Raw genomic sequence first — 22,244 nt, forward strand, 5'->3', positions numbered from 1 at the left:
TATCCAACCTATCTACAATAAAAAAGCCCCGGTACACGACCGGGGCTTAGCGTCATAACATATCTCTAAGACATGTTAGCAAGAGGGGTTACTTGTAAACCATCTCGCCCTTAGGTGCGTATTTGTTCACATCAATCGGGCTGTTGGCCTGCAGGTACTCTTTCAGAACTTCAGCATCCACAAAGCCGGTGTTAACGTGGCCTGGGTGACCAGTTACTTTTGGATAGCCGTCACCACCTGCCGCGTTGAAGCTAGGAATAGTGAAACGGTAGGTATCAGTCAGACTTAGCGGCTTGCCACCAATTTTCACATTGCTTACCTGACCGTTCTGAACAGTCATAGAAATGCCGTAGAACTGCGCGTAGGCGCCTGAATCAACAGGCTTAGTCGCAACTACATTCAGGTAGTCCATGATTTCTTTACCGCTCATATCCGTATAGGTCACGATGTTGCCAAACGGCTGTACAGTCAGAACGTCTTTATAAGTGATATCGCCAGCTGGGATTGAATCACGTACACCGCCAGAGTTCATTACCGCAAAGTCGGCTTTCGCACGCTGCATGTGAGAAGCGGCAATCAGGCGGCCCAGGTTAGTCTGCTTGAAGCGAACGACGTTACGATCACCTTCCAGCTTGCCGTTTGACTCAGAAATCTTAATGTTCAGCTGAGCCTGACCGCGCTCCTGGTAAGGCTGAAGGAATGTTTTCACTTCTTCGTTCTGAGCAATCTCGTCTTCAATGAACACGCGCTTCTTACTGCCGTCTGCCAGCTTCACTTTCTTCTTCAGGTTCACAGGGATCAGATCATAGCTGACCATCTGTAGCTCGCCGTTCTTGAACTCGAAATCAGCACGGCCAACGTATTTGCCCCACTCGTGCGCCTGAACAATCCAGGTGCCGTTCTGCTGATCCGGCTGACACTCATCACCCGGATTGAAGTTCTTGTTGTACATGTTCGGACCTTCCATGCAGACAGGCTCTTGCGAGTGGCCGCCTACAATCATGTCCAGATCGCCTTCTTCAAGGTAACGAGCCAGCGCAACATCACCCGGCGCATTCACGCCGCGGTTACCATTTTCGTAGTGACCCATGTGAGTCGCCGCGATGATAACATCTGGGTTTTCAGTCTCTTCCAGCTCAGCAATCAGCTTTTTCGCTTCTGCTTTAGGGTCGCGGAAATCAACGCCGCCAATGTACTCAGGGTTACCAATCTTGGCAGTATCTTCCGTTGTCAAGCCGATCACGGCAATCTTGATGCCCTGCTGCTCGAAGATCTGATACGGCTGGAACAGACGCTCGCCCGTTTCTTTATCGTAGATATTCGCCGACAGCATCGGGAACTCTGCCCACTCTTCCTGCTTGCGCAGTACTTCCAGCGGGTTGTCAAATTCATGGTTACCCAATGCCATTGCATCATAACCCAGCATGTTCATGCCTTTGAAATCAGGCTCTGCGTCCTGCAGATCAGACTCAGGAACACCGGTATTGATATCACCACCAGATAGAAGCAACGTTGTACCACCCTGAGCCGCCACTTCGGTACGGATCTGGTCAAGCAGTGTCTTACGCGCCGCCATGCCGTATTCACCGTATTTGTTCTGCCAGAAGCGACCGTGGTGGTCATTGGTGTGAAGAATGGTCAGTTTATACGTTTCGTCAGCCTGCCAAGACGGAGCCGTACTGTCGGCCAGGCTTGCGCAGCCAGACAATGTAGCCAGTACCGCAGCTGTTAATGCTGTTTTGGCAAATAAGCGTTGCTTCATGGGGATCCCCTTAACCAATAATATTATTATGATGCCAAGCGGTGCGGGAGCTGTCCTTTCGCGACAAGTTCAAAAGGGCTTTTTTACTCTTTCGCTTAGCATTACCACTCGCTACCACTCATCCTTGGGAAGGTATAAGTAGCTGTTTATATTGTTTCAATAAGCGCAAGTTTAAATTAAACGATGATCAGTTTTCTGTTGATTTCATAAAACTGTTGACCAGATCACCATACAAGCAATAAATTTTCACTAACACCTGATAACGCGCCAAAAAATACCTCGCAGTTGCGAGGCATTTGATACACTTTTGGGCTTTTTTTATAGCTTTATCATTTACATAGCCCGATAATCAGGCATTAGCTAATTGACGAGATTGATGTTTGACAAACACGGCAACGATAGCGGCAATCGCCAGGAAGAAACAGTAGTACGAATGGCTGACTACCTCTAACGGCGACAAGCCGAATACCGAGCCGAGCAATAGCGCCTGTGCGCCATATGGCAGCACGCCCTGGATCACGCAAGAGAAGATATCCAGCAAGCTAGCCGAGCGGCGCGGTGTCACACCATTTTCCACAGCCAGCTCTTTGGCCACACCGCCAGACACAATAATGGCGACAGTGTTGTTGGCCGTGCAACAGTTAGTCAGGCTGACCAAACCGGCAATACCCAACTCACTGGCCCGCAGGTTCTGCCCTTGCGTGTGCGCTTTGCTAAATACGCGGATAATACGGCTAATCAACTGGGTCAGGTAAGCCAAGCCACCCTGTTGGCGCATTAATTCACTAATGCCGCCAATGAGCATCGAGAGCAAGAAAATTTCCTGCATGTTGCCAAAACCGGCATAAATATCCTTGCCATAAGACGCCAGGCTATACTCAGGCGTAGCAAACAACCCGACACCACCCGCCAGCAGAATACCAATACTCAAAACGACAAAGACATTCATCCCCGAAACGGCCAGTACCAGGATAGTGATATAAGGCAGCACCTTCAGCCACTCAACCTCGGTTGCTGCCGGTACTTCTGTTGCCGTACTGCTGAACATGAATAGCACAACGGCAATGATGGCAGCCGGAAGTGCAATACGGATATTCTCACGGAACTTGTCTTTCATCTGACAGCCCTGCGAGCGGGTTGAAGCAATCGTAGTATCCGAAATAATCGACAGGTTATCACCGAACATCGCACCGCTCAGTACCACACCAGCCGTTAACGCCACATCCATACCGGCGGCCTGAGCAATGCCCAGAGCAACTGGCGCAACAGCCGCAATGGTGCCCATCGAGGTCCCCATCGCTGTCGCGATGAATGCTGATATAACAAAAATCCCAGGCAGGATCATGCTGGCAGGCAGCATCGACAAACCCAGGTTAACCGTCGCGTCAACGCCACCGGTAGCTTTGGCGACCGAGGCAAACGCACCGGCCAGCAAATAGATCATACACATCGCGATAATATCGCTATGACCGACACCGCGCAGGAATTGTTCAATGGCCTTGTTGAGTTTCTCTTTGCTCAGCAGCAAGGCCACGATAACAGCAGGCAGAGCCGCAACCGGAGCAGGCAGCTGATAGAACGCAAAATCTACCCCCTGCATGGTCAGGTAGCTTCCGACCCCAATAAAAAGTGAAAGAAATACCCCAAGCGGCAGCAGCGCCAGTGCCGACGGCGTATTAACAGAATTATGTGATTGTGTTGTGTTCGACATGATGACTACAGGACATCTATTTTAGAATTTGCCCTAGACTAGAGTGTCACTCTGGATGTGTCAACATCTAGACGTCTAAACATCTAGATATAATCATAATCTCATTACTATCACTCGCCCTTTATATATGCAAAAAATTTGTATGCAATCACAACAATTTGGATGGCGTTTTCACCCCATAAATATATCATATACAGTCTACCGTACTATAAATAGACAGCCTCAATGAATCTAACACTAAAACATAAATTACTCGGATGTGTTTTCTCCGCCATCATACTTATCGCCGGAGGGCTAATATGGCTTGCCTCCAATGAACTTTTCTCCCAAAGCCGGAGCGGTATCTATGCCCGCGCCACCAGCCTGACCAATATCGCCACCGACGCGGTCGGCTACTGGCTGGAGGAACATAAAATTATCATCAGTTCTGCCGCCCAACTCTCCAGCCTGGAGCAACTTCCCACTGTCATGGAGCAAGCCCAAAAGAATGGTCAGTTCAACGACGTCTTCTTTGCTGATCTAAAGGGAAACCTGTTCATCGCGGGCAACCATACGACTGCGTTAGAAAGCTTCGATGCTCGCACCCGCAACTGGTACCAACAGGCCATGAACACATCATCGGTCAGTACATCAGCGCCCTACAAAGGCACTGCAAATGGCAAGCCGATGCTGACCTTCTCCGCCCCGATCATGCTCAATGGTCAAACGGTCGGTGTGATTGGTGCAGACATCACCTTGGATTACTTACAGAAAACGATCACCGGCTATGATGTCGGAAAGAACTCCAATGCCATGCTGCTCACTCGCCAGGGCAATATTCTGGCTTACTACAAAAGCCAACTTGCGCTACAGCCGCTCGCCGATATTGCCCCTGAACTGACTGTCAGCCAAATACACGACGCCATGGCCGAGCAAAGCATTCAGATCTTTGAACAGAACAATCAGCAAAAACTGATCTACTTCGGCGGGATTGATAATAGCGACTGGATTTTTGCTGTTGAAATGGATCGAGCCACAGAAGAAGCCAGCCATAACCAGTTGCTAAAAAGCCTGATTGCCACAGGCATTATCGGCACATTGATTGCCCTGCTGGCCGTATCCATGCTCGTCAACTACCTGTTCCGTGATTTAGGCAAGGTTTCCGTCGCTTTGGCCGACATCGCCAATGGGGAAGGCGATTTAACCCAACGTCTGCAGCCTCACAGCAACGATGAAATAGGTCAGCTGGCCAATAACTTCAACCGCTTCCTGGATAACATGCACGGCATGATCAGCCGCCTGAGTCATATGTCAGGTTCACTGGCCGAACAAGCCCATGATACGGCCAACCATGCCCAGCAACGCAGCCGGCGAATCCAGCAACAGCAGGATGAAATCAATATGGTCGCGACAGCCATTACCGAAATGGCCACAGCCACCCAGGAAATTGCCAACAACGCCGAAAACACTGCCCAAACCTCAGAAAAAACGGTCTCCCATGCCCAACTTGGTGCTGGAGAAGTGGACAAGAGCCAGCACTCAATCAGTAACCTGGCCCATGAAGTTGATAATGCTACCGAGGTGATCAAGGCACTTGATCATCATGCCCAGAATATTAATAGCATTCTTTCCACCATTCAGGACATTGCCGAGCAGACCAACCTGCTGGCACTGAATGCGGCAATAGAGGCAGCCCGTGCCGGAGAGCAGGGCCGGGGCTTTGCCGTTGTCGCCGACGAGGTACGGATCCTCAGCCAGCGCACCCATTCCTCGACTCAGGAAATCCAGCAAACTATCGAGACGCTGCAACAGACAACCAGCGAAGCGGTATCCATCATGGGTGACAGCAAACTGCTGGCCGAAACCAGTGTCACCGATGCAGCATCGGCCAGCAACAGCCTTGGCCACATTACTCAATCGGTCAACCAGATCAGCGATATGGCCACCCAAATCGCCTCAGCAGCCGAAGAGCAGTCGCTGGTAACATCAGAAATCACCCGCAATACCGAAGCTGTCAGGGAGGTCTCTGATCAGCTCGCCCATGAGGCAAATGAAGCCAGCGAACAAGCGATTCAGCTTTCGGAACTCTCGGCAAGCCTACGCAAAGAGATTGCCCGTTTTAAGCTTTAACAAATAAGTACTGAGTTTAGCAAACAGCCAGTTTCTGCCCCGAAACATGCCGTCATTGCCACCAGCACTGGCGGTATTTTTTTGACGCGTCTACCATAAAGGCGTCATAAAAAACACACCAATATTCAACTAGTTACCCATCATATGATGCACGTCACTTTTTCGTGCATATTGATTAAAATATCTATAAAATTCCCTCCAACCAATCCCCCCTATATTCTGCCTTTAAGACTGAATACGAATGAAATTATCATTAAAACAAAAACTAATAGGAGCCAGCTTGTCTGCAGTGGTTGTTATGGCAACTGCCCTGACCTGGCTAGCTGCCGATCGGCTTTTTGAGCAAACCCGCAGTGGCATCTACTCGCGGGCCGAGAGCCTTTCTGCAACCGCAACCGAAGGTATCTCAGACTGGATCTCTATCCGTAGCGACATTGCCAAAGCGTTCAATGACTACAGCACCGAGAGCAATGTTGTTCCATTTTTGCAGCAGGCCCGAAAAGCCGGCGGCTTTGATGATATTTTCCTGGGTACACCAGCAGGTGGCATGTATCGCTCACATCCGGAGCGTAACCGTGCCGACTACGACCCGCGTACCCGTCCTTGGTATCGTGATGCCCAAAATGCCGGTACCCAGATCATTACGACGGCCTACCAAGATGCCATTACCAACGCGCTGCTGGTCACCATTGCCGAGCCGGTAATGAAAAGCGGCACTATGGTGGGGGTCGTCGGGGCCGACGTATTGATCGACCAGCTGATCAAGGATGTGATCAACCTGGATGTCGGCCAGAACGCCTACGCAATGCTGCTGAACAAACAGGACAATACCTTCCTGGCCCACCCTGATGAATCGCTGCTGCTTCAGCCGATCAACAGCTACAGCAATGAACTGAACATGGGCCGCATTGAGTCGGCAATTCAGTCAAACCGCATTGAAGTCGTCACGATTAACGGCGAGGAAAAGCTACTGCACTTTGCCGATGTACCCGGCACCAGCTGGATCCTTGGTCTTGAGATGGACCGTACAACGGAAGAAGCCAGCCACACCAGCCTGCTGCGCCAGCTTATCATTACCTCAATCATTATTACCCTGATTGTCGTCAGTGCCGTTGCCTGGCTAGTCGGCTTCCTGTTCCGCGATTTGGGCCGCGTATCCCAAGCTCTAGCCGAGATTGCAACCGGCGAAGGCGACCTGACCCAACGTCTTGACCCACGCAGCGACGATGAGGTTGGCCAGCTGGCACACAACTTCAACCGCTTTGTCGGCAACATGCACGGTATGGTCTCGCGTCTGCAGGAAGTGTCCAGCTCGCTGACCCAGCAAGCCCACATTACCGCTTCGCAGGCCGAAGAGCGCAGCACCCGTATTCAGCACCAGCAAGACGAAATCAACATGGTGGCAACGGCTATCAACGAAATGGCTGCCGCTACCCAGGAAATTGCCGGTAATGCAGATAACACTGCCCGCACCTCGAGCGAAACAGTCGAAGTCTCGGAGCACGGTTCGGTACAGGTCGGCCAGAGCCAACAGTCGATCACCGGCCTTGCCGGTGAAGTTGACACCGCAACCGATGTGATTGGCGAGTTGAACACCCACGCCCAGAGCATCAACACCATCTTGTCAACGATTCAGGGTATTGCCGAGCAGACGAACCTGCTGGCACTGAATGCTGCCATCGAGGCCGCACGTGCCGGTGAACAGGGCCGCGGATTTGCCGTGGTTGCCGACGAGGTACGCGTACTGAGCCAGCGTACTCACGCCTCGACGCAGGAAATCCAGCAAATGATCGAAACCCTGCAGCAGACGACAGGTCGCGCAGTCGGTATCATGGAAGACAGCCGCCGTCTGGCTGAAACCAGTGTTGATGATGCCAATGCCGCTTCTGCCAGCCTGTCGCAAATTAACAGCGCCGTGACCAACATCAGCGATATGGCCACTCAGATTGCCTCTGCCGCTGAAGAGCAGTCTTCGGTAACGTCCGAAATCACCCGCAATACCGAGGGGATCCGCGACGTATCCAACGAGCTGGCAGTAGAAGCCGACGAAGCCGCCAAGCAGGCAGCTGAGCTTTCTCACCTGTCTCACGAACTGCAGCAGGAAATCAACCGCTTCAAGCTGTAACAGCAAGAACGGTGATAAAACAAAAAAGGCTTGCCACAATGGCAAGCCTTTTTGTTTGTCATTCTGTTCCGTCCTGACTAGAACAGGCTAAACACAATCGCCGAGACGGCCAGCAGCCCCACCAGCAAAATAAAGTAGGTACTGAACCTGCCGCGATAACACTTCAGGCTCTCCACCTTATACACAGCCAGCATCGGCATGATAAACAGGATCATTGCAATCACCGGGCCGGACAAGGCTTCCATCATGCCAAGAATGCTCGGGTTCATCACCGCAGCAAACCAGATTGCCAGGAACATGAATACGATCCCTAGCTTGTCCAGTTTTGCCGGTGCCAGGCTGAACTGTTTCTGCAGCATGCCATTCAGGCTTTCCCGTGCTCCCATGAAATGGCCAAGAAACGACGAAGAGATGGCAATAAAGGCGATCAGTGGTCCCAAGGCAACAATGAACGGGCTATTGTGGACGTTGGCCAGATAAGACAGTACCGAGACATTTTGCGCCTTGGCTTCCAGCAGCTGTGTCGGGCTCAGGCTCAATACACAGGAAAAGACAAAGAACAAAACGAACGAGATCAGCATCACCGAGGTGCGCTTGAGGATCTGTTCGGACTTTTGACCCGCCTCGCGACCATAGTGGCGACGCTGGGCATTGGCAAAACTGGAAATAGCAGCCGCATGGCTAAAGGCGAAAACCGTCACCGGTACCGCAAGCCACAGCGTAACAGAAAAGCTTCCCCACTCTGGCAAAGTGGAGAGATCCGGCATCTGCCAGTTCGGGATCAGGTAGAATGACAAGCCCGCCAGGATAGCTGCCAGCGGATAGACAATCACCTCAAACGCTCTCAGCATCACTTTCTCGCCCGCCATCATAATAGCGATCATGGCGAATACCAATACACCCGACAGGATCACCCGTGACGGTGCCTCCATGCCCAGTTGGTTAACGATAAAGCTATCAACCGTATTGGTCAGACCCACGCCATAAATCAGCAGGATCGGAAAAATAGAGAGAAAATACAGCAGAGAAATAAGGCGCCCGGCACTGGCTCCGAAATGCTCTTCCACCACATCGGTAAAATCGGCATCAGGCTTGGACGACGACAAAACGAAGCGGGCCAGACCGCGATGGGCAAGGAACGTCATCGGCCCCGCCATCAGGGCCATAATTACCAATGACCAAAAACCACCCACGCCGATATTGATCGGCAAAAACAAAATACCGGCCCCTACAGCGGTACCAAACAGGCTCAGCATCCAGCTGGTATCGTGTTTGCTCCAGCGAGAAACCGACTCCTCAGAATGACTCAGAGGTATATCTTGAGATAATGACACGTAACACCCTACTTCCACGAAATTTTACTCGGCAGAGAGTATACAGATGCAGAATAAAAGTCTCACAAAGCAAACGGCAAACTTCCCGCTCTCATAGCGGCTTAAGGGCAGGGGTATTCGCTATCACTATCAATATGAATAATCGATATCACCATAAGATGGGGATATATCAGATGGATTCACTAAATTTTTACAAGTTATATTTTTTTTATCAACGCAATAATCGCACAAAAAAACAACGGCCCAGCAGGAAAACCTGCCGGGCCGCATATTATTCGAGCCAGTATCGGTTATTTGATCTCGATAGGTTCGAAGCCCTTGATCAGATCATCAAGCTGCTTGATTTGTGCCAGGAACGGCTCTAGCTTGTCCAACGGGAAGGCAGACGGGCCATCGCAACGCGCCTGATCCGGGGTCGGGTGAGCTTCCATAAACAGACCACCGATACCGGTCGCAATACCTGAGCGTGCCAGATCAACCGTCTGCTCACGACGGCCGCCGGAGGCTGCACCTTGAGGATCGCGGCACTGCAGGGCATGGGTCACATCAAAGATAATCGGGCTGCCTTTTGACGCCTTTTTCATCACATCAAAGCCCAGCATATCAACCACCAGGTTATCGTAGCCGTGCAGTACGCCGCGCTCGCAAAGAATAATGTTTTCGTTGCCGCACTCGGCAAACTTCTCGACAATATTCCCCACCTGGCCCGGGCTCATGAACTGGGGTTTTTTCACATTGATAACAGCACCGGTTTTTGCCATCGCCTCAACCAGATCAGTCTGGCGGGCAAGGAAAGCAGGTAACTGGATCACATCAACAACATCAGCAACAGGCTGGGCCTGGTACTGCTCGTGGATATCGGTAATGATCTTCACGCCGAAGGTATCTTTCAGCTCCTGGAAGATCTTCAGGCCTTCTTCCATGCCCGGACCACGGTAAGAGTGAACGGAAGAGCGGTTTGCTTTGTCAAAAGACGCCTTAAATACATAAGGAATACCGAGTTTGTCAGTCACTTCCACGTATTTCTCACAGATCTGCATAGCCATATCGCGAGATTCAAGTACGTTCATGCCACCAAACAAGACAAACGGCTTGTCATTGGCAACATCGATATCACCAACTCGAACAACTTTCTGTTCCATCATATTCTCTCTTTCATTCAGAATGTTGAAGTAAACGCCACACTATACCCCGACGCCTACCTCCGAATTTTTGCCGCTCTACCCTGCCAACCTTAATGCAGCGTAAGAGGCTCTTCATTGAGTGCCTGCACCTGAAGCTTCAACAACTCAGCAGCCGGGTCTTCCGGACATTGCTCGATGAAATACTCATAGTCCATTGCCGCCACATGGCTGCACTCCAACTGCTGGTAAATATAGCCGCGATCGCGAATTTCATGTGGATCGCCCGGGCTGAACTCCAGTGCCATGTCACTGCAGCGAAGGGCATCAGCGAAATGCTCTTCCCGAAGCAGGGCACTTTTCATGACTGTCAGCCAGCGTGTCAGAATATCGGCATTGTCAGCCTCGTCCAGGTGCTCCTGGCGCAGCTCGGTAAACGGACCGCGGTGACCTTTCAGCCAGGCGCCCATTGTCCGCTTGCTTAGGTACTCACCGTCAAACGGGTTGATGTACTGCTGCTCACCGTCATACCAGTCAACCTTAAGGATAAACTGGGTGGGAAAGCCCACACTGCTAACCGGTAAGTCAAGATGTTGGGCAAGGTAGAGGAAAATAGCTCCCAGGCTGACCGGGATGCCTTTCTTGCGTTCCAGGACCTTGTCGAGAAAAACATTTTCCGAAGAAAAGTACTGCTGCTGATCACCACAGAATCCCCACTCGCGGTAAAACAGCCGGATTAACCCTTCCAGTCGCAAGTGCGGGTTTGGCTCATCCATCAGGGCATGCTCCGCTTCCTGAGCCAGCTTATTAAGCTGCAGTCGAACCCAGCCGGTAGGAAATGCAGGATCAATTGCCGCTGTCATTTCCAGGGCGCCTTCAACCAGCGCCATCTGCTCTAATTCTTCATCAGTAAAACGTAACATGATTACCCCAGGAATGATGTCTTAGTCGTTGCAATGTTTGCAGCCGCCACCACCCAACCCAGCGCTCCCAGAAACGCAAAGGTCTTAAAGACTTTGTTCTTGCCGTATTTCAGAGTGAAGAAGCCCAGTGCGATGTAGGCCAGAACACAGCTCAGCTTCTGGGTCATCCAGTTACCCGCTTCGGTAAACGGAATAAAGCCGGTAATGAAAATCAGCACGACACCGGTAAGCAGCAGGAAGGTATCAACGACATGCGGCGTGATCTTGAGGAACTTTTTCTCGAGCAACGAGGAGTTTGCCATCAGCAGGCAATAACGAACGACAAATAGCAAAACGCTCAAGGCAATTGCCAGCATGTGGAGGTGTTTAAACGCAGCGTACATATAATTTTTCTCTCTTCTATCCTTGCCAACAGCCCATGGTTACCCGATCGAGGCCGGCATAATCCTGTGCTGTTGATACCTGGTTATATCCCAGTTCCAATAAAATTGACCTAACCGCCTCACCCTGCTCAAAGCCGTGCTCCATCAGCAGCCAGCCGCCGGTTTGCAGGTATTGGCGGCCCTGCTCGCTGATAATGCGAATATCAGCCAGGCCGTTTTCTTCTGCCACCAAGGCGCTCTTTGGCTCAAAGCGCACATCGCCCTGTTCGAGGTGAGGATCGGTTTTATCTATGTAGGGAGGGTTACTGACCACGACGGCAAAGCGCTCGTCAGATGTCAGCGGGCTGTACCAGCTTCCGGACAAGAAGCGGGTATTGGTTATCTTCAAGTTTTGGCTGTTTTCCAGTGCCAGCTGGGCCGCTTCCGGGCGCAGGTCGATACCGGTGACACTCAGCTCAGGCCGTTCCGAGGCGATGGCCAGGGCTATCGCGCCGGTTCCTGTTCCCAGATCCAGCACCGAGCAAGGTTCTACCGGCACTTTCTCCAATGCCAGCTCAACCAGCCGTTCCGTATCGGGACGCGGGATCAGGGTATGGGGTGCCACTTTCAGCGGCAACGACCAAAATTCGCGCTCGCCGACAATATAGGCGACCGGCTCGCCCGCCAGACGGCGGCGCAACACAGTGTCGAACGCAGCAGACTGCTCACTGTCTAGTGTTTTTTCCGGCCAGGTCAGCAAGTAGCTGCGCGGCTTGTCCAGCACAAAGCAAAGCAGTACGGCAGCATCCAGCTGCGGGCTGTCTGATCCCGCCTCGGTAAGCTGCTGCACTGTCTGCTTCAGCAGCGCTTCGATGCTCAGCGGCATTAGCTTTGATCAGCCATGGCAGCCAGCTGATCAGCCTGGTGTTCCTGCAGTACCGGCTGGATCAGGGTATCCATATCCCCTTCCATCACCTCGTTCAGACGGTAGATAGTCAGGTTGATACGGTGATCCGACACTCGGCCCTGCGGGTAGTTGTAGGTACGGATGCGATCCGAGCGATCGCCCGAGCCCAACAGGTTACGTCGGGTGCTTGCCTCTGCTTCGTGGCGTCGTTCTTCTTCAGCTTTAATAATACGCGCCGCCAGCACTGACATTGCCTTGGCCTTATTCTTATGCTGTGAACGCTCATCCTGACACTCAACCACGATGCCAGTTGGCAGGTGGGTAATACGGATAGCTGAGTCGGTGGTGTTAACGTGCTGACCACCTGCGCCCGAGGCACGGAAGGTGTCGATTTTCAAATCGCCAGCATTAATTTCAGGGATCTCAGCTTCCGGGATTTCAGGAAGCACCGCAACCGTACACGCCGAGGTATGAACGCGGCCCTGAGATTCCGTTGCCGGTACACGCTGAACACGGTGACCGCCGGATTCAAACTTCAGCACACCATACACACCCTCGCCGTTCACTTTGGCGATCATTTCTTTGTAACCGCCATGCTCGGCATCATTGGCACTCATCACTTCGATACGCCAACCGCGGCTTTCAGCGTACTTGCTGTACATACGGAACAGGTCACCGGCAAAGATACCGGCCTCGTCACCACCGGCACCGGCACGGATTTCGATAAAGCAGTTGCGCTCATCATTCGGATCTTTCGGGATCAACAGCACCTGAAGCTCATCTTCAAGACGAGTAATTTCGGCTTTCGCTTCTTTTACTTCTTCCTGCGCCATTTCGCGCATTTCCGGATCATCTTCTTTCGTCATTTCTTCAGCAGTTTCAAGATCCTCTTTCGCCTGCTGATAAGCCTGGAAACACTTGGTCACTTCTTCCAGCTGAGAATATTCACGGGAAAGCGCACGGAATTTATCCTGATCACCGATCACGTCAGGATCGCCAAGCAGGTGCTGGACTTCTTCGTAACGCTCAACCAGCGTTTCTAATTTCACTAAAATTGAAGATTTCATAATCGACTTAACTATTGTGTTCCGGTCATGGCAGAGCACGATGGCCCTGCCTCATATTAATTTTTGAACGACTCCAACCCCAGCGTCTCGCGGATCACCGCTAATTTTTCCGGTTCGCCATTATGCGCAGCCTGCTGCATTGCCCGGGTTGGTGCGTGGATCAGTTTGTTGGTCAGTTTGTTGCTTAGTTCCGCCAGTACTTTTTCTGGCTCACTGCCATTGGCTATAGCCTGCAGGCTTCGACTCAGCAGCTCGGCCTTGATATCCTCGGCATGACAGCGATACTGTCGAATACTGTCAACCGCCTCCAGGGAACGCAGCCAGCTCATAAAGGCTGCACTTTCCTCGCTGACAATGGCCTCGGCCTGAATCGCGGCAACCTTGCGCTGCTCGCGGTTCTTCTCGACGATACTGTGCAGATCATCGACCGTATAGAGGTAGGCATCGTTCAGCTCGCCGACTTCCTGCTCGATATCGCGCGGCACGGCAATATCCACCAGCAGCATCGGTTGATGACGACGCGCCTTAATTGCTTTCTCGACCATGCCCTTCCCGACAATCGGCAGCGGGCTGGCCGTCGAGCTAATCACGATATCGGCGCGCGGCAGGTAGTCGGGAATATCCGGCAGGCTGATCACCTCGGCACCAAACTCCCTGGCCAGGTTATCGGCGCGTTCTTTGGTCCGGTTGGCCACAATCAGCTTATTACAGCCCTGCTCGACAAGGTGGCGCGATACCAGTTCAATCGTCTCGCCTGCGCCAATCAATAATACCGTGGCCTCAGACAGTGACTCAAAAATTTGCTTGGCCAGGGTACAAGCCGCAAAGGCCACCGATACAGCATTTCCACCAATATCGGTTTCGGTACGCACCCGCTTTGCTACCGTAAAGGACTTGTGGAACAACTTTTCCAGCATGCCATGTACGGATTCATAATCACGGGCGTCGGAATATGACTGCTTGACCTGCCCCAGAATTTGAGGCTCGCCGAGCACCAAGGAGTCCAAGCCACAGGCGACCCTCATAAGGTGCCTCACAGCAGCCTGCTCTTCGTGAAAATACAGGCTAGGCATCAATTCTTCGGCCGTGAGCTGGTGAAACTTGGTCAACCAATCAATCAGGATTCCCGGCCCGGCCTGGGTCACGTCACAATAGAGCTCGGTGCGGTTGCAAGTCGAGACAATAACGCCACTTGTTACCTCCGGGTGTGCTTCTAACTGCTGCAATGCCTTGGTCAGCTTGTCCGGGGAAAACGCAACACGCTCGCGTAAGTCCACAGATGCCGTTTTATGATTTATTCCTAATGCAAGCAATGTCATGGAGACGGTGTACCAACTTCGCCGGTGAAAAAGATCCAGGGCGGGATTTTACTTGATGCCCCAACGTAATTAAAGAAAACTAACGCAATCAATCTGGCATTCCTGAGCAATTGTTGAAATTTAAATACCATTTATTGCCCAGATGCCTTAAGCAATTCCTTGTTGCAATTGGTATTATGGCCCAATTCTCGCTATTGTTTGCCTAAACCCACAAGTTAATCACAAACTATGCCATCGATTTCATTTGTTCGATTGTATTTACACTCGAAACGGTACTTGCTCGCCGCCATTGTGCCACTTTCCCTACTATCCGGTTGTGCCAGCCAGGCACCAGTTTCCCCTCTAGTGGACTGGGAAACCCATCAGGCGTCGCTCCAGCAACTGAACCATTATGAGGCCAAAGGCCGGTTGGGCTATAAAGGCAAGCAACGTTTTGGTGCCAACCTGCTGTGGCGTACCGTCCCGCAGGCCGATCACCTGCTGCTGACCAACTTCCTTGGCAAAACCCTGCTCAAGCTTGATGCAACGCCAGTCAGTGCTACCTTGATTTCCCACGATGGCCAGACCTATCAGGGAACCAATGCCTCGCGCCTGATCCAGGAACTGACCGATATTAATCTTCCCGTCGAGCAAATGCGTGACTGGCTGATAGGCCTGCCAACAGCTGCCGATACCTACCAGCTCAACAACGAAAACCGTGTGGCCTACCTGGCGAAACAAATAGACCAGCAACTTTGGCAACTCGACTACAACGAATATGACAACTCGGTGACCCCAGCCCTGCCGAGTCGAATGATTCTGTCACAAGGGGACGTCCGTATTACCCTCATCATCAACGAGTGGGAAATCACCGAAAGCCAACAGCCATGAATACGAGCCACACTATGATTACCCGTACGACTCGCTGGCCCGCGCCAGCCAAGCTAAACCTGTTCCTCTACATCACCGGTCGCCGTCCCGACGGTTACCATGAGCTGCAAACCCTATTTCAGTTTCTGGATCACAGTGACACCCTGACGATTACCGCGGACGACTCCGGTGATATCACCCTTTCGCCAGCCATCGAGGGCGTTGCAACCGAAGACAACCTGATCTATCGCGCCGCCGATGCCCTGCGACAGGCGGCTGGCATCCGGGCCGGGGCAGAGATCCATATCGATAAAATCCTGCCGATGGGCGGAGGCCTGGGTGGCGGTTCATCCGATGCGGCCACCACCTTGGTTGCCCTGAACTACCTGTGGCAAGCCGGGCTCAGCGAGGATGAACTGGCCGAGATCGGCCTGAAGCTCGGTGCCGACGTGCCAGTTTTTGTCCGCGGAATGAGTGCGTTTGCCGAGGGCGTAGGGGAAAAACTTCAACCGGCAGAGCCGCAGGAAAAGTGGTATTTGGTCGCCAAACCGGATGTCAGCATTGCAACTGTTGATATTTTCACCCATCCGGAACTAACCCGGGATAGCAAAAAAATGACGTTGGATGCCCTGATGGCGGGGATTTACGAAAACGATTGCGAAAAAATCGTCAGAAGACTGCACCCCGAGGTTGATAAGGCGCTTTCGTGGCTGTTAGAATACGCGCCGTCAAGACTGACCGGCACTGGCGCTTGTGTGTTTGCTGAATTTAGCACTCAACAAGAGGCCAATGCAACACTGAATAAATTACCTGACTGGCTCCAAGGATTCGTCGCAAAAGGTGTCAACACATCTCCCCTTTTGACAGCCTTGAACGCACATTCTACGGATTGTCAGTAACTACAACTTGGACGCAACCTGAGGTTTCCACCGTGCCTGATATGAAGCTGTTTGCTGGTAACGCTACACCAGAACTAGCCCAACGCATTGCTGACCGTCTTTACATCTCTTTAGGAGACGCAACAGTTAACCGTTTTTCCGACGGTGAAGTCTGTGTTCAGATTAATGAGAACGTTCGTGGTAGCGACGTTTTTATCATTCAATCTACTTGTGCGCCAACCAATGACAACCTGATGGAACTGGTTGTTATGATCGATGCCCTACGCCGCGCTTCTGCAGGTCGTATTACAGCTGTAATCCCTTACTTCGGTTATGCTCGCCAAGACCGCCGCGTTCGTTCTTCCCGTGTGCCAATTACTGCCAAAGTGGTTGCAGATTTCCTTTCTAACGTAGGCGTTGACCGCGTTCTGACGGTTGATCTTCACGCTGAGCAAATTCAGGGCTTCTTTGATGTTCCAGTTGATAACGTATTCGGCAGCCCGGTTCTGCTAGAAGACATCCTGGCGAAGAACCTGGAAGATCCAGTGGTTGTTTCTCCGGACATCGGTGGTGTTGTACGTGCCCGTGCGATTGCCAAGCTGCTTGATGACACTGATATTGCGATCATCGACAAGCGTCGTCCACGTGCCAACGTTTCTCAGGTTATGCACCTTATCGGTGAAGTTGAAGGCCGTGACTGTGTCATCGTTGACGACATGATCGATACTGGCGGTACGCTGTGTAAAGCAGCCGAAGCCCTGAAAGATCGTGGTGCCAAGCGCGTATTTGCCTACGCAACTCACCCGGTATTCTCTGGCAATGCGCCTCAGAACATTCGTGAATCAGTGATCGACGAAGTTATCGTGACTGACTCTATCCCACTGTCTCAGGCAATGGTTGATACAGGCCGCGTATCGGTACTGACGCTATCTGGCATGCTAGCTGAAGCGATTCGCCGCATCAGCAACGAAGAGTCAATCTCTGCGATGTTCGAGCACTAATCGCTCCCTATACCGAACAGTTCGGCATAGCGATCAAATTCAAACGCCCCGCACCATGCGGGGCGTTTTTCGTCCGGACATATCAATCTTGCTCGGTTTGGTATAACATAGCGCGCGTTTTAAGCCCCTAAGACTTGAGAGACTAGCGTGAGTAACAATATTCGTCTATTAGTCGGCCTGGCTAACCCTGGTGCCGAGTATGCTAAAACCCGCCACAACGCGGGTGCATGGGTCGTAGAAGAACTGGCCCGGGTCCATAACATTAGCCTACGAGAAGAGTCGAAATACTTTGGCCAGACCGGCCGGATCCAGGCCAACGGCCATGATCTACGCTTGTTGATCCCTTCCACGTTCATGAACCTCTCCGGGAAGTCCGTGGCAGCATTGGCTAATTTCTATCAAATCAAGCCGGAAGAGATCTTAGTTGCTCATGATGAGCTGGACCTGCCACCGGGGGTGGCCAAGTTCAAAAAAGGCGGCGGCCACGGCGGACATAACGGCCTGCGCGACATCATCAGCAAAATGGGCAATAACAAAGATTTCTATCGCCTGCGTGTCGGTATCGGCCACCCTGGCGACAAAAATAAAGTGTCCGGCTTTGTACTGGGCAAAGCGCCGGCCAAAGAGCAAGGCAACATTGATGCAGCCGTTGACGAAGCCGTCCGCTGCATGGATGTCTTGCTAAAAGACGGCCTGAATAAAGCGCAAAACCGACTACATTCATTCAAAGCCGAATAACTGTAGTTGCTCTAACTTGTTCCTGCTTTGCGCATTGTGTTGTCGTGACACTGCAATACGCAGGGCTGTTTCACCGAATAATCACCAAAAGGGTTTCCAACCATGGGTTTTAAATGTGGAATCGTCGGCCTGCCAAACGTAGGTAAGTCAACACTATTCAACGCCTTAACGAAAGCGGGTATCGAAGCGGCAAACTTCCCGTTCTGTACTATCGAACCAAACACCGGCGTTGTACCTGTGCCAGATCTTCGTCTGGATGCTCTGGCGAACATTGTTAATCCTGAGCGCGTGCTTCCAACCACAATGGAATTTGTCGATATTGCAGGCCTGGTTGCCGGTGCGTCCAAAGGTGAAGGCCTGGGTAACAAGTTCCTGGCGAACATCCGCGAGACCGATGCGATCGGCCACGTTGTACGCTGCTTCGAAAACGACAACATTGTTCACGTTGCCGGCCAAATCAACCCGCTGGACGACATCGAGGTGATCAACCTTGAGCTGGCACTGTCCGATTTGGATACCTGTGAGCGTGCTATCCAGCGCCAGGCTAAGCGCGCCAAAGGCGGCGACAAAGACGCTAAATTTGAAATCGCAGTACTGGAAAAACTGCTGCCGACCCTAACAGAAGGCGGCATGGTTCGCTCTGTCGAGCTGGCCAAAGAAGAAACCGCAGCGATTAGCTACCTGAACTTCCTGACCCTGAAACCGACGATGTACATTGCCAATGTGAGCGAAGACGGTTTCGAGGACAACGAGTTCCTGGACATGGTGCGTGAGCACGCAAGCAAAGAAAACGCCGTTGTAGTACCTGTTTGTGCTGCTATCGAGTCTGAAATTGCCGAGCTTGACGATGCTGATCGCGAAGAGTTCCTGGCAGACATGGGTATCGAAGAACCAGGTCTGAACCGCGTGATCCGCTCTGGCTACGAGCTACTGACACTGCAAACCTACTTCACCGCCGGTGTGAAAGAGGTCCGTGCCTGGACGATCCCTGTGGGTGCAACCGCGCCACAGGCTGCAGGTAAGATCCACACCGACTTCGAAAAAGGCTTTATCCGTGCCGAAGTTGTCGGCTACGACCACTTCATCGAGTTCAACGGCGAAAGCGGAGCAAAAGAAGCAGGTAAGTGGCGCCTGGAAGGCAAAGATTACATTGTAAAAGATGGTGACGTGGTTCACTTCCGCTTCAACGTCTAATACCGGCGCGAATAACGCGCAACAATGATAGCAAGATGAAATAAGCCAGCACTATTGCTGGCTTATTTTTTATCTCCCTGACAATTTTGGAAAATTCTGACAAGCCTTTCAGCCTAGCGGCAAGGGGCTAAAAATCGGCATTCCAGTGTGGCATTCGCCCATTTCGTCCAAATAACCATCGAACACACGGGTTTTCGGAAGATATTAAAAAAAACTGTTGACGCTTTTACCTGGTATGAGCATAATGCGCCCCGTTCCCGAGACAGCGCCCAGTAATTGAGGGCAGTTAAAGGATACAAAATGGCTACGTAGCTCAGTTGGTTAGAGCACATCACTCATAATGATGGGGTCACAGGTTCGAATCCCGTCGTAGCCACCATCCTCCCTCTACCGGGATGATGTAAAACTTGTGATGCGGAAGTGGCGGAATTGGTAGACGCACCAGATTTAGGTTCTGGCGCCGCAAGGTGTGAGAGTTCAAGTCTCTCCTTCCGCACCATTCTCTCCTCTCTTAGAGACGCGAGAGACAGTTCTTAAGTGAACATCCTGCAGGTCTATCGCCAAGCGGTAAGGCAACGGGTTTTGATCCCGTCATTCCCTGGTTCGAATCCAGGTAGACCTGCCATTATTTAAAGCTGTTGAGCAATCAGTTTGGTCAGCAACTTAAAATTGGCTACGTAGCTCAGTTGGTTAGAGCACATCACTCATAATGATGGGGTCACAGGTTCGAATCCCGTCGTAGCCACCATCCTCCCTCTACCGGGATGATGTAAAACTTGTGATGCGGAAGTGGCGGAATTGGTAGACGCACCAGATTTAGGTTCTGGCGCCGCAAGGTGTGAGAGTTCAAGTCTCTCCTTCCGCACCATTCTCTCCTCTCTTAGAGACGCGAGAGACAGTTCTTAAGTGAACATCCTGCAGGTCTATCGCCAAGCGGTAAGGCAACGGGTTTTGATCCCGTCATTCCCTGGTTCGAATCCAGGTAGACCTGCCATTATTTAAAGCTGTTGAGCAATCAGTTTGGTCAGCAACTTAAAATTGGCTACGTAGCTCAGTTGGTTAGAGCACATCACTCATAATGATGGGGTCACAGGTTCGAATCCCGTCGTAGCCACCATCCTCCCTCTACCGGGATGATGTAAAACTTGTGATGCGGAAGTGGCGGAATTGGTAGACGCACCAGATTTAGGTTCTGGCGCCGCAAGGTGTGAGAGTTCAAGTCTCTCCTTCCGCACCATTCTCTCCCCTCTTAGAGGCACGAGAGCAGTTCTTAAGTGAACACCTGCAGGTCTATCGCCAAGCGGTAAGGCAACGGGTTTTGATCCCGTCATTCCCTGGTTCGAATCCAGGTAGACCTGCCATCTTTCAATGCTGTTGATTATCATGTATAGTCAGCAACCTTGTGAGGCTACGTAGCTCAGTTGGTTAGAGCACATCACTCATAATGATGGGGTCACAGGTTCGAATCCCGTCGTAGCCACCATCCTCCCTCTACCGGGATGATGTAAAACATATGATGCGGAAGTGGCGGAATTGGTAGACGCACCAGATTTAGGTTCTGGCGCCGCAAGGTGTGAGAGTTCAAGTCTCTCCTTCCGCACCATTCTCTCCCCTCTTAGAGGCACGAGAGCAGTTCTTAAGTGAACACCTGCAGGTCTATCGCCAAGCGGTAAGGCAACGGGTTTTGATCCCGTCATTCCCTGGTTCGAATCCAGGTAGACCTGCCATCTTTCAATGCTGTTGATTATCATGTATAGTCAGCAACCTTGTGAGGCTACGTAGCTCAGTTGGTTAGAGCACATCACTCATAATGATGGGGTCACAGGTTCGAATCCCGTCGTAGCCACCATCCTCCCTCTACCGGGATGATGTAAAACATATGATGCGGAAGTGGCGGAATTGGTAGACGCACCAGATTTAGGTTCTGGCGCCGCAAGGTGTGAGAGTTCAAGTCTCTCCTTCCGCACCATTCTCTCCCCTCTTAGAGGCACGAGAGCAGTTCTTAAGTGAACACCTGCAGGTCTATCGCCAAGCGGTAAGGCAACGGGTTTTGATCCCGTCATTCCCTGGTTCGAATCCAGGTAGACCTGCCATCTTTCAATGCTGTTGATTATCATGTATAGTCAGCAACCTTGTGAGGCTACGTAGCTCAGTTGGTTAGAGCACATCACTCATAATGATGGGGTCACAGGTTCGAATCCCGTCGTAGCCACCATCCTCCCTTTACCGGAATGATGTAAAACAGTAGAATGCGGAAGTGGCGGAATTGGTAGACGCACCAGATTTAGGTTCTGGCGCCGCAAGGTGTGAGAGTTCAAGTCTCTCCTTCCGCACCATTCTCTCCCCTCTCTTTGAGGCAGTGAGAGCGGCTTTGTAAAAAGCCTGTTGTGAGAACAACAAATTGTAGGGCTATCGCCAAGCGGTAAGGCAACGGGTTTTGATCCCGTCATCCCCTGGTTCGAATCCAGGTAGCCCTGCCACCTTTTCAAGGTGTTGATTATCCTGTATAGTCAGCAGCCTGTAAAAAAATGGCTACGTAGCTCAGTTGGTTAGAGCACATCACTCATAATGATGGGGTCACAGGTTCGAATCCCGTCGTAGCCACCATTTTCTTTTACGAGAAAATGACACCATGTGCGGTGGTGGCGGAATTGGTAGACGCGCTAGCTTCAGGTGCTAGTGTCCGCAAGGACGTGAGGGTTCAAGTCCCTCCCTCCGCACCAAGTTACAAGTTCAATGCTTACGGGCGTTGATTAAAAAGAAAAATGCGGAAGTGGCGGAATTGGTAGACGCACCAGATTTAGGTTCTGGCGCCGCAAGGTGTGAGAGTTCAAGTCTCTCCTT

Annotated in this window: 16 protein-coding genes and 20 tRNA genes; 27 read left to right on the forward strand and 9 right to left on the reverse strand. The window is 51.7% G+C overall.

The genetic code is table 11. The features are described 5' to 3' along the window. Window positions 1-88 precede the first annotated feature (88 nt). Window positions 89-1,762 (reverse strand): bifunctional UDP-sugar hydrolase/5'-nucleotidase UshA, encoded by a 1,674-nt coding sequence (gene ushA, locus BIT28_RS08770; protein WP_075763221.1) that lies wholly within the window; start codon window positions 1,760-1,762, stop codon window positions 89-91. 349 nt (window positions 1,763-2,111) lie between these two features. Further along, a complete protein-coding gene (locus tag BIT28_RS08775) occupies window positions 2,112-3,473 on the reverse strand; it encodes a Na+/H+ antiporter NhaC family protein (protein WP_075763222.1) in 1,362 nt (453 codons plus the stop codon). Window positions 3,474-3,698: 225 nt separating this feature from the next. Here BIT28_RS08775 and BIT28_RS08780 point away from each other — a divergent pair, with 225 nt between their 5' ends. Both BIT28_RS08780 and BIT28_RS08785 read left to right on the forward strand, forming a co-directional pair. Continuing rightward, window positions 3,699-5,582, forward strand: a complete 1,884-nt coding sequence (locus BIT28_RS08780; RefSeq protein ID WP_075763223.1) for a methyl-accepting chemotaxis protein — start codon at window positions 3,699-3,701, stop codon at window positions 5,580-5,582. 241 nt (window positions 5,583-5,823) lie between these two features. Then, entirely contained in the window at window positions 5,824-7,707 is a 1,884-nt protein-coding gene (locus BIT28_RS08785) for a methyl-accepting chemotaxis protein (protein ID WP_075763224.1), read from the forward strand. Between the two features lie 77 nt (window positions 7,708-7,784). Here BIT28_RS08785 and BIT28_RS08790 read toward each other — a convergent pair whose 3' ends face one another. The 7 genes from BIT28_RS08790 to hemA all read right to left on the reverse strand — a co-directional run bounded on the left by BIT28_RS08790 (window position 7,785) and on the right by hemA (window position 14,740). Beyond that, window positions 7,785-9,041 (reverse strand): aromatic amino acid transport family protein, encoded by a 1,257-nt coding sequence (locus BIT28_RS08790; protein WP_075763225.1) that lies wholly within the window; start codon window positions 9,039-9,041, stop codon window positions 7,785-7,787. A 290-nt stretch (window positions 9,042-9,331) separates the two neighbouring features. Beyond that, complete coding sequence (kdsA, locus tag BIT28_RS08795) at window positions 9,332-10,186, reverse strand: 3-deoxy-8-phosphooctulonate synthase (protein ID WP_175577505.1); 855 nt, start codon at window positions 10,184-10,186, stop codon at window positions 9,332-9,334. 89 nt (window positions 10,187-10,275) lie between these two features. Next, window positions 10,276-11,085 (reverse strand): SirB1 family protein, encoded by an 810-nt coding sequence (locus BIT28_RS08800; protein WP_075763226.1) that lies wholly within the window; start codon window positions 11,083-11,085, stop codon window positions 10,276-10,278. A 2-nt stretch (window positions 11,086-11,087) separates the two neighbouring features. Beyond that, window positions 11,088-11,468 (reverse strand): SirB2 family protein, encoded by a 381-nt coding sequence (locus BIT28_RS08805; protein WP_075763227.1) that lies wholly within the window; start codon window positions 11,466-11,468, stop codon window positions 11,088-11,090. Between the two features lie 16 nt (window positions 11,469-11,484). Further along, the gene (gene prmC, locus BIT28_RS08810; protein WP_075763228.1) at window positions 11,485-12,333 is read right to left on the reverse strand and encodes a peptide chain release factor N(5)-glutamine methyltransferase; all 849 of its coding nucleotides are present in this window, start codon (window positions 12,331-12,333) and stop codon (window positions 11,485-11,487) included. Beyond that, window positions 12,333-13,421 (reverse strand): peptide chain release factor 1, encoded by a 1,089-nt coding sequence (gene prfA / locus BIT28_RS08815; RefSeq protein ID WP_075763229.1) that lies wholly within the window; start codon window positions 13,419-13,421, stop codon window positions 12,333-12,335. The genes prmC and prfA overlap by 1 nt, the downstream gene beginning before the upstream one ends. A 56-nt stretch (window positions 13,422-13,477) precedes the next feature. Further along, on the reverse strand, window positions 13,478-14,740 hold the full coding sequence (gene hemA / locus BIT28_RS08820) for a glutamyl-tRNA reductase (protein ID WP_075763230.1): 1,263 nt from the start codon (window positions 14,738-14,740) through the stop codon (window positions 13,478-13,480). Window positions 14,741-14,968: 228 nt separating this feature from the next. Between hemA and lolB the strand changes: the two genes are divergently transcribed. From lolB to BIT28_RS08945, 25 genes are all read left to right on the forward strand, one after another. Beyond that, the gene (gene lolB, locus BIT28_RS08825; protein WP_083651769.1) at window positions 14,969-15,610 is read left to right on the forward strand and encodes a lipoprotein insertase outer membrane protein LolB; all 642 of its coding nucleotides are present in this window, start codon (window positions 14,969-14,971) and stop codon (window positions 15,608-15,610) included. Then, entirely contained in the window at window positions 15,607-16,488 is an 882-nt protein-coding gene (ispE, locus tag BIT28_RS08830) for a 4-(cytidine 5'-diphospho)-2-C-methyl-D-erythritol kinase (RefSeq protein ID WP_075763232.1), read from the forward strand. Before lolB ends, ispE begins: the two co-directional genes overlap by 4 nt. 32 nt (window positions 16,489-16,520) lie before the next feature. Then, window positions 16,521-17,468, forward strand: coding sequence for a ribose-phosphate pyrophosphokinase (locus BIT28_RS08835; RefSeq protein ID WP_139310451.1), 948 nt, complete (start codon window positions 16,521-16,523; stop codon window positions 17,466-17,468). Window positions 17,469-17,615: 147 nt separating this feature from the next. After that, window positions 17,616-18,206, forward strand: a complete 591-nt coding sequence (gene pth, locus BIT28_RS08840) for an aminoacyl-tRNA hydrolase (RefSeq protein ID WP_075763233.1) — start codon at window positions 17,616-17,618, stop codon at window positions 18,204-18,206. A gap of 102 nt (window positions 18,207-18,308) precedes the next feature. Further along, complete coding sequence (ychF, locus tag BIT28_RS08845) at window positions 18,309-19,400, forward strand: redox-regulated ATPase YchF (RefSeq protein WP_075763234.1); 1,092 nt, start codon at window positions 18,309-18,311, stop codon at window positions 19,398-19,400. A 302-nt stretch (window positions 19,401-19,702) separates the two neighbouring features. Then, window positions 19,703-19,779 (forward strand) — tRNA-Met (locus tag BIT28_RS08850). Between the two features lie 35 nt (window positions 19,780-19,814). Then, window positions 19,815-19,899 (forward strand) — tRNA-Leu (locus tag BIT28_RS08855). Between the two features lie 51 nt (window positions 19,900-19,950). Beyond that, window positions 19,951-20,025, forward strand: a tRNA-Gln gene (locus BIT28_RS08860). Window positions 20,026-20,071: 46 nt separating this feature from the next. Then, window positions 20,072-20,148, forward strand: a tRNA-Met gene (locus BIT28_RS08865). A 35-nt stretch (window positions 20,149-20,183) separates the two neighbouring features. Continuing rightward, a tRNA-Leu gene (locus BIT28_RS08870) sits at window positions 20,184-20,268 on the forward strand. 51 nt (window positions 20,269-20,319) lie between these two features. Continuing rightward, window positions 20,320-20,394: transfer RNA gene (locus BIT28_RS08875), tRNA-Gln, on the forward strand. A 46-nt stretch (window positions 20,395-20,440) separates the two neighbouring features. Then, window positions 20,441-20,517, forward strand: a tRNA-Met gene (locus BIT28_RS08880). Window positions 20,518-20,552: 35 nt separating this feature from the next. Then, window positions 20,553-20,637 (forward strand) — tRNA-Leu (locus BIT28_RS08885). Between the two features lie 49 nt (window positions 20,638-20,686). After that, a tRNA-Gln gene (locus tag BIT28_RS08890) sits at window positions 20,687-20,761 on the forward strand. A 45-nt stretch (window positions 20,762-20,806) separates the two neighbouring features. Then, a tRNA-Met gene (locus tag BIT28_RS08895) sits at window positions 20,807-20,883 on the forward strand. Between the two features lie 35 nt (window positions 20,884-20,918). After that, a tRNA-Leu gene (locus BIT28_RS08900) sits at window positions 20,919-21,003 on the forward strand. Window positions 21,004-21,052: 49 nt separating this feature from the next. After that, a tRNA-Gln gene (locus BIT28_RS08905) sits at window positions 21,053-21,127 on the forward strand. 45 nt (window positions 21,128-21,172) lie between these two features. Then, window positions 21,173-21,249: transfer RNA gene (locus tag BIT28_RS08910), tRNA-Met, on the forward strand. 35 nt (window positions 21,250-21,284) lie between these two features. Next, window positions 21,285-21,369 (forward strand) — tRNA-Leu (locus tag BIT28_RS08915). A gap of 49 nt (window positions 21,370-21,418) precedes the next feature. Continuing rightward, window positions 21,419-21,493 (forward strand) — tRNA-Gln (locus BIT28_RS08920). Between the two features lie 45 nt (window positions 21,494-21,538). Further along, a tRNA-Met gene (locus BIT28_RS08925) sits at window positions 21,539-21,615 on the forward strand. Window positions 21,616-21,651: 36 nt separating this feature from the next. After that, window positions 21,652-21,736: transfer RNA gene (locus BIT28_RS08930), tRNA-Leu, on the forward strand. Between the two features lie 69 nt (window positions 21,737-21,805). Then, window positions 21,806-21,880 (forward strand) — tRNA-Gln (locus BIT28_RS08935). 50 nt (window positions 21,881-21,930) lie between these two features. Continuing rightward, a tRNA-Met gene (locus tag BIT28_RS08940) sits at window positions 21,931-22,007 on the forward strand. A 29-nt stretch (window positions 22,008-22,036) separates the two neighbouring features. Further along, window positions 22,037-22,123 (forward strand) — tRNA-Leu (locus tag BIT28_RS08945). Window positions 22,124-22,244 lie beyond the last annotated feature (121 nt).

Origin of the sequence: Photobacterium proteolyticum, assembly GCF_001939735.1 — a bacterium.
GTDB lineage: Bacteria > Pseudomonadota > Gammaproteobacteria > Enterobacterales > Vibrionaceae > Photobacterium > Photobacterium proteolyticum.

Coding starts and splice junctions, on each gene's coding strand:
- ushA (WP_075763221.1), bottom strand. CDS start 1,762: ATGAAGCAACGCTTATTTGCCAAAACAGCATTAACAGCTGCGGTACTG.
- BIT28_RS08775 (WP_075763222.1), bottom strand. CDS start 3,473: ATGTCGAACACAACACAATCACATAATTCTGTTAATACGCCGTCGGCA.
- BIT28_RS08780 (WP_075763223.1), top strand. CDS start 3,699: ATGAATCTAACACTAAAACATAAATTACTCGGATGTGTTTTCTCCGCC.
- BIT28_RS08785 (WP_075763224.1), top strand. CDS start 5,824: ATGAAATTATCATTAAAACAAAAACTAATAGGAGCCAGCTTGTCTGCA.
- kdsA (WP_175577505.1), bottom strand. CDS start 10,186: ATGATGGAACAGAAAGTTGTTCGAGTTGGTGATATCGATGTTGCCAAT.
- BIT28_RS08800 (WP_075763226.1), bottom strand. CDS start 11,085: ATGTTACGTTTTACTGATGAAGAATTAGAGCAGATGGCGCTGGTTGAA.
- BIT28_RS08805 (WP_075763227.1), bottom strand. CDS start 11,468: ATGTACGCTGCGTTTAAACACCTCCACATGCTGGCAATTGCCTTGAGC.
- prmC (WP_075763228.1), bottom strand. CDS start 12,333: ATGCCGCTGAGCATCGAAGCGCTGCTGAAGCAGACAGTGCAGCAGCTT.
- prfA (WP_075763229.1), bottom strand. CDS start 13,421: ATGAAATCTTCAATTTTAGTGAAATTAGAAACGCTGGTTGAGCGTTAC.
- hemA (WP_075763230.1), bottom strand. CDS start 14,740: ATGACATTGCTTGCATTAGGAATAAATCATAAAACGGCATCTGTGGAC.
- lolB (WP_083651769.1), top strand. CDS start 14,969: ATGCCATCGATTTCATTTGTTCGATTGTATTTACACTCGAAACGGTAC.
- ispE (WP_075763232.1), top strand. CDS start 15,607: ATGAATACGAGCCACACTATGATTACCCGTACGACTCGCTGGCCCGCG.
- ychF (WP_075763234.1), top strand. CDS start 18,309: ATGGGTTTTAAATGTGGAATCGTCGGCCTGCCAAACGTAGGTAAGTCA.